14 protein-coding genes (1 of these 14 cut by a window edge) are annotated in these 13,851 nt (G+C 70.1%); 10 read left to right on the top strand and 4 right to left on the bottom strand.

Annotated features, from left to right (window positions below):
* On the top strand, nucleotides 1-482 hold the 3' portion of the coding sequence (locus UC35_RS12065; RefSeq protein ID WP_061499856.1) for an ATP-binding cassette domain-containing protein. The gene continues 1,390 nt to the left of window position 1, outside the view; 482 of the gene's 1,872 nt are visible here — the last part of the coding sequence; its start codon lies beyond the left edge, outside the window; it ends in the stop codon at nucleotides 480-482.
* 83 nt (nucleotides 483-565) lie between these two features.
* Nucleotides 566-2,230 carry a phospholipase D-like domain-containing protein gene (locus UC35_RS12060; protein WP_061499853.1) on the top strand — a complete coding sequence of 555 codons (1,665 nt, stop codon included), beginning with the start codon at nucleotides 566-568 and terminating at the stop codon, nucleotides 2,228-2,230.
* A 19-nt stretch (nucleotides 2,231-2,249) separates the two neighbouring features.
* On the opposite strand, the gene UC35_RS12055 is transcribed toward UC35_RS12060, so the two are convergent.
* Nucleotides 2,250-3,671 (bottom strand): PLP-dependent aminotransferase family protein, encoded by a 1,422-nt coding sequence (locus UC35_RS12055; protein WP_061499850.1) that lies wholly within the window; start codon nucleotides 3,669-3,671, stop codon nucleotides 2,250-2,252.
* 130 nt (nucleotides 3,672-3,801) lie between these two features.
* Between UC35_RS12055 and UC35_RS12050 the strand changes: the two genes are divergently transcribed.
* The 8 genes from UC35_RS12050 to UC35_RS12015 all read left to right on the top strand — a co-directional run bounded on the left by UC35_RS12050 (nucleotide 3,802) and on the right by UC35_RS12015 (nucleotide 9,616).
* On the top strand, nucleotides 3,802-4,698 hold the full coding sequence (locus UC35_RS12050; protein ID WP_061499848.1) for a DMT family transporter: 897 nt from the start codon (nucleotides 3,802-3,804) through the stop codon (nucleotides 4,696-4,698).
* A gap of 19 nt (nucleotides 4,699-4,717) precedes the next feature.
* Complete coding sequence (locus tag UC35_RS12045; protein ID WP_061499830.1) at nucleotides 4,718-5,911, top strand: PLP-dependent aminotransferase family protein; 1,194 nt, start codon at nucleotides 4,718-4,720, stop codon at nucleotides 5,909-5,911.
* A gap of 5 nt (nucleotides 5,912-5,916) precedes the next feature.
* The gene (locus tag UC35_RS12040; RefSeq protein ID WP_061499827.1) at nucleotides 5,917-6,537 is read left to right on the top strand and encodes a glutathione S-transferase family protein; all 621 of its coding nucleotides are present in this window, start codon (nucleotides 5,917-5,919) and stop codon (nucleotides 6,535-6,537) included.
* A gap of 4 nt (nucleotides 6,538-6,541) precedes the next feature.
* Nucleotides 6,542-7,408 (top strand): PhzF family phenazine biosynthesis protein, encoded by an 867-nt coding sequence (locus UC35_RS12035; RefSeq protein ID WP_061499824.1) that lies wholly within the window; start codon nucleotides 6,542-6,544, stop codon nucleotides 7,406-7,408.
* Nucleotides 7,408-8,082 carry a VOC family protein gene (locus tag UC35_RS12030; protein ID WP_061503811.1) on the top strand — a complete coding sequence of 225 codons (675 nt, stop codon included), beginning with the start codon at nucleotides 7,408-7,410 and terminating at the stop codon, nucleotides 8,080-8,082. The genes UC35_RS12035 and UC35_RS12030 overlap by 1 nt, the downstream gene beginning before the upstream one ends.
* 51 nt (nucleotides 8,083-8,133) lie before the next feature.
* Nucleotides 8,134-8,805: a histidine phosphatase family protein gene (locus UC35_RS12025; RefSeq protein WP_061499821.1), complete on the top strand. Its 672-nt coding sequence runs from the start codon at nucleotides 8,134-8,136 to the stop codon at nucleotides 8,803-8,805.
* 20 nt (nucleotides 8,806-8,825) lie between these two features.
* Nucleotides 8,826-9,212, top strand: a complete 387-nt coding sequence (locus tag UC35_RS12020; protein WP_061499819.1) for a thioredoxin family protein — start codon at nucleotides 8,826-8,828, stop codon at nucleotides 9,210-9,212.
* Nucleotides 9,213-9,367: 155 nt separating this feature from the next.
* Nucleotides 9,368-9,616, top strand: a complete 249-nt coding sequence (locus UC35_RS12015) for a KGG domain-containing protein (protein ID WP_061499816.1) — start codon at nucleotides 9,368-9,370, stop codon at nucleotides 9,614-9,616.
* Between the two features lie 82 nt (nucleotides 9,617-9,698).
* Here UC35_RS12015 and UC35_RS23930 read toward each other — a convergent pair whose 3' ends face one another.
* The 3 genes from UC35_RS23930 to mdeB all read right to left on the bottom strand — a co-directional run bounded on the left by UC35_RS23930 (nucleotide 9,699) and on the right by mdeB (nucleotide 13,778).
* The gene (locus UC35_RS23930) at nucleotides 9,699-9,875 is read right to left on the bottom strand and encodes a hypothetical protein (RefSeq protein WP_158513888.1); all 177 of its coding nucleotides are present in this window, start codon (nucleotides 9,873-9,875) and stop codon (nucleotides 9,699-9,701) included.
* A gap of 418 nt (nucleotides 9,876-10,293) precedes the next feature.
* Entirely contained in the window at nucleotides 10,294-11,130 is an 837-nt protein-coding gene (locus UC35_RS12010) for a creatininase family protein (RefSeq protein ID WP_061499813.1), read from the bottom strand.
* Between the two features lie 38 nt (nucleotides 11,131-11,168).
* The gene (gene mdeB, locus UC35_RS12005) at nucleotides 11,169-13,778 is read right to left on the bottom strand and encodes an alpha-ketoglutarate dehydrogenase (protein WP_061503810.1); all 2,610 of its coding nucleotides are present in this window, start codon (nucleotides 13,776-13,778) and stop codon (nucleotides 11,169-11,171) included.
* Nucleotides 13,779-13,851 lie beyond the last annotated feature (73 nt).

Raw genomic sequence — 13,851 nt, 5'->3', positions numbered from 1 at the left:
TCGAACTGCTGGAGGACTTGCTGCAGAACTACGATGGCACCGTCTTTCTGGTGAGCCACGACCGCGCTTTCCTGGACAACGTGGTGACCAGCACCGTCGTTTTCGAGGGCGAGGGCCGCTGGCGTGAGTACGAGGGCGGCGTGCAGGACTGGCTCACCCAGTCGCGGCGCGCCCGGGCGCTGGCAGCGCCCGCCCCCGCCCCGGCCGCGAGCGCGCCAGCGCCCAAGGCCGCCACCACGCCCGCGCCGCCAGCCGGCAAGCGAAAACTGAGCTACAAGGAGCAGCGCGAGCTCGACGCGCTGCCCGCCCTGATCGAGGCGCTGGAGCAGGAGCAGCAGTCGATTCATGACGAGCTCGAGGACGGCAGCCTGTATGCGCGCGACGGCGCCCGCGCGGCATCGCTGCTGCAGCGCAGTGCCCAGATCGAGGACGAATTGATGACAGCGCTGGAGCGCTGGGAAACCCTGGGCAGCGGCGCTTGAGCATTTGTCTGTCAGGTACAGGCGTGCACCGCTGACTTGAGCGGCGTCCCGACGGCCGGCTTGCAGGCTAGAGTGCACCTGACATGGTCGCCATCGCCACTCGCTGGTCGCTGCGGCATGCAGCTTCGCCACACGCGTGGCGCTCGCTGCTGGCCATCTTGCTCCTCGGCTGGGCGGCCGGCTGTGCCAGCCTGCCGGCCAACGACCAACGCACACCCTCCCAAGCCTTCGCCGCGCCCGACCAGACCGCCCTGGGCCGCCTGGTGGCCCAGGGCCGCGCCCAGGCCGGCGCGCAGCAGGGCTCCGGCTTCATGCTGCTGGATGGCGTGGAGGCGGCGTTCGCGGGACGCCTCGCCCTGATCGAGGCTGCGCAACGCAGCCTGGACCTGCAGTACTACGCGGTTCACGCCGATGCCAGCACGGAGCGGCTGCTGCAGGCACTGCGGCAGGCGGCACGGCGCGGCGTGCGCGTGCGCCTCCTGCTGGACGACTTCAACACCGTGGGCAAGGACGCTCAGGTGCTCAGGCTGGCGTTCGAGCCCCACATCGAGATCCGCCTGTTCAATCCGCTGACCGGATCGCGCGCATCGCTGGTCGGGCGGCTGGTCACCTCGCTCAACGACGCCTCGCGGATCCAGAAGCGGATGCACAACAAATTGTTCATCGCCGACAACGCGATCGGAATCACGGGAGGCCGCAACCTCGGGGACGCGTATTTCGGCGGTGATGACAAGAGCAGCTTTGTCGACCTCGATGTGCTGGCGGCCGGCCGCATCGTGCGCGACATGTCGGCCAGCTTCGACCGCTACTGGAACGACGAGCTCGCCTACCCGATGCACACGCTGGTGTCGGCCGCCGATCTGGAGCGGCTGCGCGACACGGCCACGCCGAGCGGAACCCCTGGCGCGCTCCCTGCGATAGCGTCGCAGGCCGCAGCCTCGGCGCCGGTGCTGCCGAACGTCACGCCCGCAGCGGCGGCCCCACCACTGCCTGCATCGCTGGACCTGGCGCGGCTGCGCCTGGTGTGGGCGCCGGCCGTGCTGATGCAGGACCATCCCGACAAGATCGGCCCCGGCGACGACGAGCTGGCCGCGGGCGACACCGTGGTCGACGGCCTGCTGCAGCTGATGGATGGCGCGCGGGAGGACGTGCTGATCGTCTCGCCCTACTTCGTCCCGGGCACCGCGATGATGGATCTGTTCCGGCGCCTGAAGGGCCGGGGCGTCAAGGTGCGGGTGCTCACCAATTCGCTTGCCTCCAACGACGCGCTGGCGGCCCATGCGGGGTATGCCCGGTACCGCAAGGACCTGCTGGCGCTCGGGATCGAGCTGTACGAGATGCGGGCCGGGCCCGAGGCCAACGGCGCCAGCGGCTCCGCCGGCGGGGAATCATCCGCCACCGGCTCCCGCAGCGGTTCCTCTCGCCCCAGCCTGCACTCGAAGGCGGTGGTGATCGACGGCCGCCTCAGCGTGATCGGCTCCATGAACCTGGACCTGCGCTCCCAGCGCAGCAACAGCGAGGTGGCCCTGCTGATCCGCAGTGCCGCGCTCGCGCGCGCGACGCAGGGGCGCATCGAGGCCATGATCAAGGCCGGCGCCTACCGGCTCGAGCTGGCCGGCGGCGGCTTGGCGTGGCGCGCGCCGCAGGGCGCAGCCTTCCAGGACGCGACCAGCGAGCCCGAAGCGAGCACCACGCGGAAGATGCTGGTGCGGCTGATCGCGCCTTTCGCGCCGGACGAGATGCTCTAGGCCTTGGCCGACATCGGCATCACATCGTCCGCACGAGTTCCGAATAGCGCTTCCAGAACGCCGCCTCCTGCGTGGTCGCGAAGTTGATGCGCATCAGCGTCGAGGGCTTGCGGTCGGCATGGAACAGCGCGCCGGGCGCGAGCAGGTAGCCGTCGTCCAGCATGCGCTGCGCCAGGGCATCCGTGTCCACCCCGGTGTCCACCCAACCGAACAGGCCGGCGGGCTCGGCCGCGAAGCGGCATCCGGCCTGCAGCGCCAGCTTGACGCTGCGGCTGCGGGCGGCGTCCAGCCGGGTGCGGATGCGCTCGGCGTGCCGCCGCAGCTGGCCTTGCTCAATGCACAGCGCCAGCGCCCGCTCCAGCAGTGCCGGCGTGGTCAACGTGGTGAGCAGCTTGGTGTCCAGCAGCCGCTCGATCAGCGCCGGGTTGGCCGCCAGGAAGCCCACGCGCCAGTTCGGCGCCAGGATCTTGGCGAAGCCGCTCACGTGGATGGTGCGCTGCAAGCCGTCGAGCGCGCACAGGCGCGTGGCGTGCTCGGGCGCGATGTGGCTGTAGGTGTCGTCCTCGACGATGTGGAAGTCGTGCCGGCTTGCCAACTGCAGCAGGCGGTGGGCGCTGCCGGGCGTGAGGCAGTGACCGGTGGGGTTGTGCAGCACGCTGACGCTTACGTACAGCTTGGGCTGGTGGACTTCGCAGTAGCGGGTCATCACTTCCAGGTCGGGCCCGTCCGGACGCCGCGGCACCGGCAGCAGGCGCATTCCAAGCGCCGTGAGCCGCGCGAACTCCACCGCCCAGCCCGGCTCTTCGACCATCACGTGATCGCCGGGACGCAGCAGGGTGCGGCTGACGATGTCCAGCGCATGCGTGGCGCCAACCGTGGTGATGATGTTCTCGGGCGCCGCCTGCACATTGATGTTCGCGAGCTTGTTCGACAGCGCGCGCCGCAAGCCGCCATCGCCGTGCGGTTCGCCGTACTGCAGCGAGAAGTCCAGCAGGGCGCGCGTGCCCGTCACCTTGCGGACCGCGGCCGGCATGAAGGTGGACTCCAGCCAGTCCGGCGGAAAGACGCCCATGCCCGGCTGCGGCTTGTGGCTGATCTTGTGGAACATGCCGCGGATCAGCGCCGTCGCGTCGACCGGCACGTGGCCGCGCGACGCGGGGGACGCCGGCTCGGTGCCCGCCGCCACCCGCGCCCCGGCGGGCCCTTCGATGCGGCTTTCGCGCACGAAAAAGCCGCGGTTCTTGCGCGCCTCCACCAGGCCCTGCGCCAGCAGCTGGTCGTAGGCCGCGACCACGGTGGACGGACTCACGCCCTGCTGCAGGGCGCACTGGCGCACCGAGGGCAGCCGCGCGCCCGGCGCCAGCAGCCGGTCGCGGATGCGCTGCGCGAAGCGCGCCGACAGCTGCTCGGTGAGCGATTGCGAGGAGGCCTTCATCAGCATGGCGAGCTTTCGTGTATTGCCGCGGGCAGCAGTACAGGACGCCGAGTGACTGGATCAACTGTACTGCTCGTGTATTGACGCCGAAGATTACAGTGGGCCGCATGACACCGCAAGCACGAAAGGCCGCCCGATGAGATCCAGTGAGATCCGGGGCCTGTGGCTGGGCGCAGCTGGCGTCGCCATGTTCGCGCTGACCCTGCCGATGACCCGGCTGGCCGTGGGCACGGCCGAAATGCCCCAGCTGTCGGGCGGGTTCATCGCGATCGGCCGGGCCGCCGTCGCCGGCCTGCTGTCCGCACTGTTCCTGCTCGCCACGCGCGCGCCGCTGCCCCGGCGTGGCGACTGGGCGCCGCTGGCGATCGTCGCCGGCGGGGTGGTGTTCGGCTTTCCCCTGCTCACCTCCATCGCGATGCGCCATGTGGAAGCGGTCCACGCCAGCGTGATCCTGGCCGTGCTGCCGCTGGCCACCGCCGTCACGGGCGCATGGCTGCATCGCCAGCGGCCTTCGGCGGCTTTCTGGGCCTGCGGCGCGCTGGGCAGCGCCCTGGTGGTGGGCTTCGCGCTGATGCACTCGGGCGCCGGCGCTTCGCCGGTGCAGGCGGCCGACCTGATGCTGCTGGCCGCCATGGCCTGCGCCGCGGTCGGCTACGGCTGGGGCGCGCTGCTGTCGCAACGCATGCGCGCCGAGCATGTGATCTGCTGGGCGCTGGTGATCGCGCTGCCGGTCACGCTTCCCGGCGCCTTGGTGCTGCGGCCCGCGGCAGCGGTGCCCGCCGCCGCCTGGTGGGCCTTCGGCTACGTCGCCGTGTTCTCGATGTGGATCGGCTTCTTCGCCTGGTACCGGGCGCTGGCCCTCGGCGGCACGGTGCGCGTGAGCCAGGTGCAGCTGATCCAGCCTTTCCTCAGCATGCTGTTCGCCGTGCCCCTGCTGGGCGAAAGCATCGATCCCATGACGCTCGGCTTCGCCGCGGCGGTCATGGCCACCGTCATCATCGGCCGGCGCATGCCGGTGCGCTCCCTTGCCTGACATCCTCCCGGAACGACCCATGAAACTGAACGAGCTCCCCCAGACGAACTGGCGCCTGGCCAGCCGCGCGCAGCGGATGAACCCCTCCTTCATCCGCGAGATCCTCAAGGTCACCGAGCGGCCCGGGATCATCAGCTTCGCCGGCGGGCTGCCCTCGCCCAAAACCTTCCCCGTCGCAGCCTTCCAGGAGGCCTGCGCCAAGGTGCTGCGCGACGATGGCCAGGCGGCCCTCCAGTACGCCGCCAGCGAAGGCTATGGCCCCTTGCGCGAGATGGTGGCGGCGATGCTCCCGTGGCAGGTCGACCCCGCGCAGGTGCTGATCACGACCGGCTCGCAGCAGGGCCTGGACCTGGTCGCCAAGGTGCTGGTGGACGCCGGCTCGCGCATCCTGGTCGAGACGCCGACCTACCTCGGCGCGCTGCAGGCCTTTGCCCCCATGGAGCCGGAGGTGATCGGCGTCGCCAGCGACGCCGGCGGGCTGGACCTGGACGACCTGTCGCGGCAGGCCACCGATGCGCGATTCCTGTATGTCCTGCCAAACTTCCAGAACCCGACCGGCCGCACCATGAGCGAGGACCGCCGTGCGGCGCTGTCGCAGCGCGCCGCTGCGCTGGGCCTGCCGATCGTGGAGGACAACCCCTACGGCGAGCTGTGGTTCGACGCCGCGCCGCCGCCGCCGCTGACCAGCCGCAACCCGGAGGGCTGCGTGTACCTGGGTTCCTTCTCCAAAGTGCTGGCGCCCAGCCTGCGGCTGGGGTTCATGGTCGCGCCGGCCGCACTCTACCCGAAGCTGCTGCAGGCCAAGCAGGCGGCCGACCTGCACACCCCCGGCTTCAACCAGCGCGTGGCCGCCGAAGTGATGAAGGAGAGTTTCCTGGCGCGGCACGTGCCGGCGATCCGGTCGCTCTACAAGTCGCAGCGCGATGCCATGCTCGCGGCGCTGGCGCGCGAGATGCAGGGCCTGAGCCTCGAGTGGAACGCGCCCGACGGCGGCATGTTCCTCTGGGCCCGGCTGCCGCAGGGCATGGATGCGATCGAACTGCTGCCCAAGGCCGTGGCCCAGGGTGTCGCCTTCGTGCCCGGTGCGCCGTTCTACGCCCAGCAAGCGGATTCGAGGAGCTTGCGCTTGTCCTTCGTCACGGCCACAGTGGAGCAAATCGATGCCGGCATCGCCGCGCTGGCGGCCAGCATCCGCGCATACGCCCGGGAGTAGTCGCCATGCTGAAGATCTGGGGCCGGATCTCGTCCATCAACGTGCGCAAGGTGGTCTTGACCGCCCAGCTGCTGGAGCTGCCCTTCGAGCGCATCGATGCCGGGGCGGCCTTCGGGATCGTCAAGACCCCCGAGTACCTGGCGCGCAACCCGAACGCCCTGGTGCCGACGCTGGAGGACGAGGGCTTCGCACTGTGGGAGTCGAACGTGATCGTGCGCTACCTGTGCGCGAAGCATGAGGCGGGTGACCTCTACCCGCAGGACCTGCGGCAGCGATTCGACGCCGAGCGCTGGATGGACTGGCAGCAGACCACCTTGAACCCGGCCGGGCGCGAGGCCTTCATCCAGTTGATTCGCACGCCGGCGGACCGGCGCAACGCCGATGCGCTCGCCGCGTCGGTGAGCGCGACCGAACCGCTGCTGGCCACGCTCGATGCGCGGCTCGCCGCACGCCCGTTCATGGCCGGTGAACGCCTGACCATGGCCGACATCCCCATCGCCTGCGAGATGCACCGCTGGTGGGGGCTCCCGCTCGCCCACCGCGAGCACCCGCACCTGCGCCGCTGGTATCAAGTCCTGCGCGCCCTGCCCGCCGCCCGCGGCGTCCTCGACCTTTCCCTCAGTTGACACCATGCGCCAGCGCCCTTTCAAGCAAGTCGACGTCTTCACCGCGCAGCCCTACCGCGGCAATCCGCTGGCTGTCATCCTCGACGGCGCCGGCCTGTCCGACGAGGAGATGCAGCACTTCACGAACTGGACCAACCTCTCGGAGGCCACCTTCTTCCTGCCGCCCACGATGCCCGGGGCGGACTACCGGGTGCGCATCTTTTGCCCGGGGCGCGAGTTGCCGTTCGCCGGCCATCCGACCCTGGGCAGCTGCCATGCCTGGCTGGAAGCGGGCGGCCAGCCGGCGGGCGAATACGTGGTGCAGGAGTGCGGCATCGGACTGGTCAAACTGCGGCGCGATGGCGCGCGGCTGGCGTTCGCTGCGCCGCCGTTGCGCAAGGGTGGCCCGCTGCCCGAAGAGGACGTCGCGCTGATCGCCCGCGGCCTGGGCATCGCCCGCGCTGACATCGTGCAGCACGCCTGGTGCGACAACGGACCCAACTGGCGCGGCGTGATGCTCAGGTCCGCCGAGCAGGTGCTCGCCCTGCGGCCCGACGCCACCCTCTTGGCCGGGCTCGACGTCGGCGTGGTGGGCCCGCGCGGCAAGGTCGGCGTGGTCGCACCGCGCGCACCGGCCGATGACTGCGCGTTCGAGGTGCGCGCCTTCTTCCCCGGGAACAACGGCATGGCCGAAGACCCGGTGACCGGCAGCCTCAACGCCGCGTTGGCGCAGTGGCTGATCGGCGCGGGCCTCGCGCCGCCGCGCTATGTGGCCAGCCAGGGCACGGTGCTGGCGCGCGCCGGCCGCGTCCATGTGGAACGCGATGCCCAGGGCGAGATCTGGATCGGCGGCGATTCGGTCACCTGCGTCGACGGGACGGTGCTGCTGTGATCCAGAGTCAGGTCGATCACCTCGTCGTCGCTGCGGCCAGCCTGGCGCAAGGCGCGGCCTGGTGCCGCGACACCCTGGGGGTGGAACCCGGCCCCGGCGGCGAGCATGCCCTGATGGGCACGCACAACCGGCTGCTGCTGGTCGCCTCGGCGGCCTACCCGCGCGCCTACCTGGAGATCATCGCCATCAATCCGGCGGCACCGGATCCCGGGCGCACGCGCTGGTTCGACCTCGACGGCACGGCGATCCGACAGGCTGTGGCCCAGGGCCCGCGCCTCGTGCATTTCGTCGCGCGGACAAGCGATGGCGCCGGCGCTGTAGCAGCCCTCGACCGCTTGGGCATCGCGCGCGGGCCGCTGCTCCGCGCTGAGCGGGCCACCCCGTCCGGGACGCTGCGCTGGAAGATCAGCGTGCGCGACGACGGCCAGCGCCTGTTCCACGGCGCGCTGCCCACACTCATCGAATGGGGCCAGGCCCATCCCTGCGACGGCATGCCGGACGCCGGGCTCTCGCTGAAGTCCCTGCATGCCCGGTCGCCGGAGGCGGCGCAGTTGCGAGCCGCCTATAGCGCCGTCGGCCTGTCCGGCGTGCCGGTGCAGGACGGCGCCCCCGAGCTCATCGCGACGCTGGCGACCCCCAAGGGTGAAGTGCGGCTGACCTCCGGCGGACTTTGAGGCGTCGCTGCGGCGACTTGCCTGCGGCGCGCCGGACGACAGAATCCGTGCATGGGAACCCTCTACCTGGTCCGGCACGGGCAAGCCTCCTTCGGCGCTGACGACTACGACCAGCTCAGCGAACTGGGGCGCAAGCAGAGCGTGCGCCTGGGCGAATACTTCGCGTGGAAAGGCATTCGCTTCGACGCGCTGATCGCCGGCACCTTGCGCCGGCACAAGCAGACACTCGCAGGCATCCTCGAAGGGATGAATCACGCGAGCGAACACCTGTCCTGGGACGGCCTGAACGAGTACGACAGCCAGGCCGTGATCGCCTGCGTGCACCCCGAGCCGCTGCAAAAGCCCACCTCGCCCGAGATGTACCGCCATCACTTCCGCCTGCTGCGTGGCGGCCTGGCCCAGTGGATGGCCGGCGCCGTCGCGCCGCAAGGGATGCCCAGCTACCGTGACTTCGTGGCGGGCGTGGCGGGCGCGCTCGATCACGTGCGCGCCAACCACTTTGGCCAGAGCGTGCTGCTGGTCTCCAGCGGCGGCCCCATCGCCACCGCGGTGGGCCTGGTGCTGGGCGCCAGCCCGGACACGACGATCGAACTGAATATGCGGATCCGCAACAGCGCGATCACGGAGTTCGCCTTCACGCCCAAGCGCCACATGCTGGTCAGCTACAACGCCATTCCGCACCTGGAAGACCCGCAGTACGCGAAGTGGGTCACCTACGCCTGAGTCGCCGCTAAACTGCGGTCATGACGCGCCCCGCCTCCAGCACGGCTTCTCCCTGGTGGGTGGTCTGCCTCTGCGCCGAATGGTGCAACGTCTGCCGCAGCTGGCGCGCGGCCTTCGATGAGACAGCCGCTTCGCATCCGCAGTTGCGCTTCGCCTGGGTCGACGTCGAGGACGAGGCCGATGCAATGGGCGATGTGGAGATCGAAACCTTCCCGACGGTGCTGGTGGCCCGGGGGAGCCAGCCGCTGTTCTTCGGTCCGGTGCAGCCCTCCGCGGCACAGCTTTCGCGCCTGCTGGCGAGCCTGAAGCATACGGGCACAGATGAAGCAGTTTCCGGTCATGCTGTATCAAGCGAGGCGGGCCCGCTGCTTGCGCGGCTGCAAGGTTGCGTGCTACCGAAACCATAGCAACCGCACGTAACCCGGCAAGGCTCCGTCCTACAACTGACGACTTGTCTTTCCTGACGAGCGGGGCTTCGTTATGCACGCCCAATGGGGCCCATGGCTGCGGCACAAGCAGTCATGCATTCCCCAGCAGTTTTTTGAACCAGGAGTCTCCGATCATGGCATCCAGCACCCAGGGCAACGAAGGCAAGCGCTCCAATCGCGGCTTTGCATCGATGGACCCGCAGCGCCAGCGCGAGATCGCCAGCGAAGGCGGACGCGCGGCCCACGAAAAGGGCACGGCGCACGAGTTCACTTCCGAAGAGGCACGCGAAGCGGGCCGCAAGGGCGGCATGGCGCGCAGCCAGAGCAACAAGGCCCGCAATGCGGCCGGCGGCAGCTCGGGCGGCTCCGGCGGCGCTCGCTGACCTCAAAAACAAAAAGAGCGCCGAGGCGCTCTTTTGACGCGCCGAAGCGCTGTTTCCTGCGCGGCGCGGGGCTACTGCCCGCCTACCACTCGCCGACGAGCCGCACACGCTGGTCCAGGTCCAGCGGCGGCTCCGGCGATTTTTTCGCGTCTTGCTGCGCTTCGGCCGATTTGCCTTCCCCGCCCACCAGCCGGCGGACGACTTCTGCTGCGCTCGGGCGGGTCTCGGGCGTGCGCGGGGATACAGCGGCAAATCTCATGTTCGTTCCTCTCTTGCCGCCAGTGTAGGAATCGTCGAGTGACCTGTGTGTGACACACAGCACAGGTCCGACAGAGCCCCTGCGCAACCTCATGCAAACCAGGCTGGTGCGTGAAATACGCACGGATGAGCTGTTGCTTTTTTTCAGCGCGGCGCTTGACGGCGGAGCTTGGCGGCACCGCCGCCTGCGCTGCCGCTGGGCCGCGACGGGCTCGAGCGGTCCGGCTCCGCCGGTGCCGAGATATCGCCGAGCGAGAGGCCGACGTCTCTTCTTCGTTCTCGGGGACTTTGGCGGCGATGTCGCCGATCGACACGATGCCCACCAAGTGCTGCGGGCCGTCGACCACGGACTTGCGGCCGGATAGCGCCGGTCGTGACCGGCATGCATCTCAATCTGCGCAGGGAGGCGCCCAGCGCCATCAGTGGCCTTGCGGGCCCCCCGCAGGACCTTGCTGATGATCGACGCGGGTAGACAGCGGCAACAGCGAGAGTTCCTGCAGCAGCAAGGCCAGCTGGCGCCCAGCGGCCTCGACCAGCGCGCGCCCCTTCTCCGGCGTGGCGGCGGCGGCATTGCCAGCCGCGCCCTGTGCGTTGTAGTCCTGCATGTGCCAGCCCAGCTTGGCGCTCACGCCGTTGCCGAGAATGGGATAGGCGGCGGCGCGCTGGCGCGAAGTGGAATCGAAATCGCGCGCCTGCGCCATGGCCACCGACTGCGGCCGCAGCGCCAGCACCATCGAGGTCTCGATCTCGCCGGCGTGGATCCCGAAGCGGTGTTCGTCGGCGGTGAACAGCCCCTTGACCTCGTCGCCCAGCGGCAGGTTCCACCAGCTGCAGCTGTAGGCGACCAGGCCGCGCGCGCGCAGTTCACGCGCGGCGATGTCCATCAGGCTGGCCTGGCCGCCGTGGGCGTTGAACAGCAGCAGCTTGCGCACGCCGGCACGCGCCACGCATTCGCCCAGCGCGACCCAGCTGGCCAGCACGGTTTCGTAGGGCAAGGTGAGGGTGCCGGCGAAGGCCGTGTGCTCCGGGCTGTAGCCGACCTGCTGCGTGGGCAGCACCAGCACCGGCAGGTCCTGCGGCAGCGCCGGCAGCGCGGCGCCGACGATCGCGTCCACCAGCAACCGGTCCACCGACAGCGGCAGGTGCGGCCCGTGCTGCTCGGTAGCCCCGAGCGGCAGCAGGGCGACGGTGCGCGCCGCATCGAGTTGCGCGAAATCGGTGGTCTTGAGATCGTCCCAGAAGCGGGGGATGGCCATGGGCGCATGTTACAGCGCGGGCCCGGGCAACATGCGCCCTAGGACAGCAGGCGCCTGGCCGTCCAGGCGATATGCGCGGCGTCCACGCCAAACAGCTGCCGCAGCGCGGCCCGCGTGTCGCTGCGGCCGAACCCATCGGTGCCCAGGGCGACGTAGCGCCGCCCGGGTGGCAGCCAGGGCGCGATGCTTTCCGGCAGCGCCCGCACGTAGTCGCTGGCCGCCACCATGGGCACCGAGCTGCCGGCGAACAGCCGGTGCAGCCAGGGCTCGGTGTGCCCTTCGCCGCGCAGCGCCCGCTGCTCGCAGTGCAGGCCGTCGCGCGCGAGCTCGCTCCAGCTCGTGATGCTGAACACCTCGCTGGCGACGCCCTCTTCGGCCAGCTGCCGCGCCGCCTTGATCACTTCGGTCAGGATCGCGCCCGACCCGAGCAGCGTCACCCGCGGCGCCCCTTCGCCGAATGCGCCGAAGCGGTAGCCGCCGCGCACCACGCCCTGCTGCGCATCCGCCGGCAGGTCGGGCTGCGCGTAGTTCTCGTTCATGAGCGTGAGGTAATAGAACACGTCCTGCTGGTCGACCAGCATCTCGCGCATGCCGAAGTCGATGATCGCGGCCATCTCGCCGGCAAAGGCCGGGTCGTAGGCCTTGCAATTGGGGATGGTCGCCGCCACCAGGTGGCTGCCGCCGTCCTGATGCTGCAGCCCTTCGCCGCCCAGCGTCGTGCGGCCCGAGGTCGCGCCCAGGAGGAAGCCGCGCGCGCGCTGGTCGGCCGCAGCCCAGATCGCGTCGCCCACGCGCTGGAAGCCGAACATCGAGTAGTAGATGTAGAAGGGCAGCATCGGAAAGCCGTGCACGCTGTAGCTGGTGGCCGCGGCGGTCCAGCTGGCGATGGCGCCGGCTTCGCTGATGCCTTCCTCCAGGATCTGCCCGTCCAGCGCCTCGCGGTACGACAGCACCGAGCCGATGTCCTCGGGCTCGTAGCGCTGCCCCACGCTCGAATAGATGCCCACCTGCTTGAACAGGTTGGCCATGCCGAAGGTGCGCGCCTCGTCGGCGACGATGGGCACGATGCGCGGTCCCAGCCGCTCGTCCTTCAGCAGGTTGCCCAGCAACCGGACGAAGGCCATGGTGGTGGACATCTCCTTGCCGCCGGCGCCGGTGGCGAAGGCCGCGTAGCTGGCCAGCGCCGGCACCTGCAGGGCGGGCGCGCCCGCTTGCCTTCGCGGGATGGAGCCGCCCAGCCGCTCGCGATGCTCGAGCAGGTAGCGCATCTCCGGCGAATCGGCGGGCGGCTTGAAGAACTCGAGCCCCCGGGCCTGCTCGTCCGACAGCGGCAGGTTGAAGCGGTTGCGGAACTCGATCACCGCCGCCTCGTCCATCTTCTTCTGGCTGTGCGTGGTCATGCGGCCCTGGCCCGCCGCGCCCATGCCGTAGCCCTTCTTGGTGTGCGCCAGCACCACGGTCGGCTCGCCCACATGCCGGCTGGCTGCCGCGTAGGCGGCATGGATCTTCACCAGGTCGTGCCCGCCGCGCTTGAGGCGGTCGATCTGTTCATCGGTCATGCCCTGCGCCAGCCGCGCCAGTTCCTCGTTCTGTCCGAAGAAGTTGTCCCGGTTGAAGCGGCCGTCCTTGGCGGCGAAGGTCTGCATCTGGCCGTCCACCGTATTGGCGAAGGCGCGCGCCAGCGCCCCGGTGAGGTCGCGCGCGAACAGCCCGTCCCAATCGCTGCCCCACAGCAGCTTGATCACGTTCCAGCCGGCGCCGCGAAACAGCTTCTCCAGTTCGTCGACGATGCGCCCGTTGCCGCGCACCGGGCCGTCCAGGCGCTGCAGGTTGCAGTTGACCACCCACACCAGGTTGTCCAGCCGCTCGCGCGAGGCCAGCGTGAGCGCGCTCATGCTCTCGGGTTCGTCCATCTCGCCGTCACCGAACACGCCCCAGACCTTGCGGCCGCCGCAGTTGAGCAACCGGCGGTGCGTGAGGTAGCGCATGAAGCGCGCGTGGTAGATCGAGCTGATCGGGCCGATCCCCATCGAGCCGGTCGGGAACTGCCAGAAGTCCGGCATCAGCCAGGGATGCGGGTAGCTCGAAAGTCCTCGGGCGCCGTGCTGGGGCGCCGTGATCTCCTGGCGGTAGTGCGCCAGATCGGCTTGCGTCAGCCGGCCCTCGAGGAAGGCCCGCGCGTACACGCCGGGCGCGCTGTGCGCCTGGAAGAACACCAGGTCGCCCCCCTGCGCCTCGCTGCGCGCCCGGAAGAAGTGGTTGAAGCCGACTTCGAACAGGTCGGCCGCGCTGGCGTAGCTGGCGATGTGGCCGCCCAGCTCGCCGTAGGCGGTGTTCGCGCGCGCCACCATCGCCAGCGCGTTCCAGCGCATCAGCGAAGCCAGCTTCTCCTCGATCGCCAGATCGCCCGGGAAGGCCGGCTGCTGGTCGACCGGGATGGTGTTGACGTAGGGCGTGGCCAGCTCCGGCGACCAGGCGACGTGCGGATCGCGCGCCAGCGCCGCCAACTGGTCGAGGATGAACCGCGCCCGCGCCGGGCCTTCGGCGGCCACCAGTGACTGGAAGGCCGCGCGCCACTCGGCGGTCTCGGCCGGGTCGGCGTCACCGCCCTCGGGGGCGAGGAAGCGGGTGAGGCTCTGGTCGGTCATGCATTCACTGTAGGCCAGGCGCGCCGGGCACGCCAGCCGGGGCGCCGGCGCCTCGAATGCCAACAATTTCCGC

Origin of the sequence: Ramlibacter tataouinensis (assembly GCF_001580455.1) — a bacterium.
GTDB classification, from domain to species: domain Bacteria; phylum Pseudomonadota; class Gammaproteobacteria; order Burkholderiales; family Burkholderiaceae_C; genus Ramlibacter; species Ramlibacter tataouinensis_B.
This window is presented reverse-complemented; position numbering and strand designations above follow the sequence as displayed.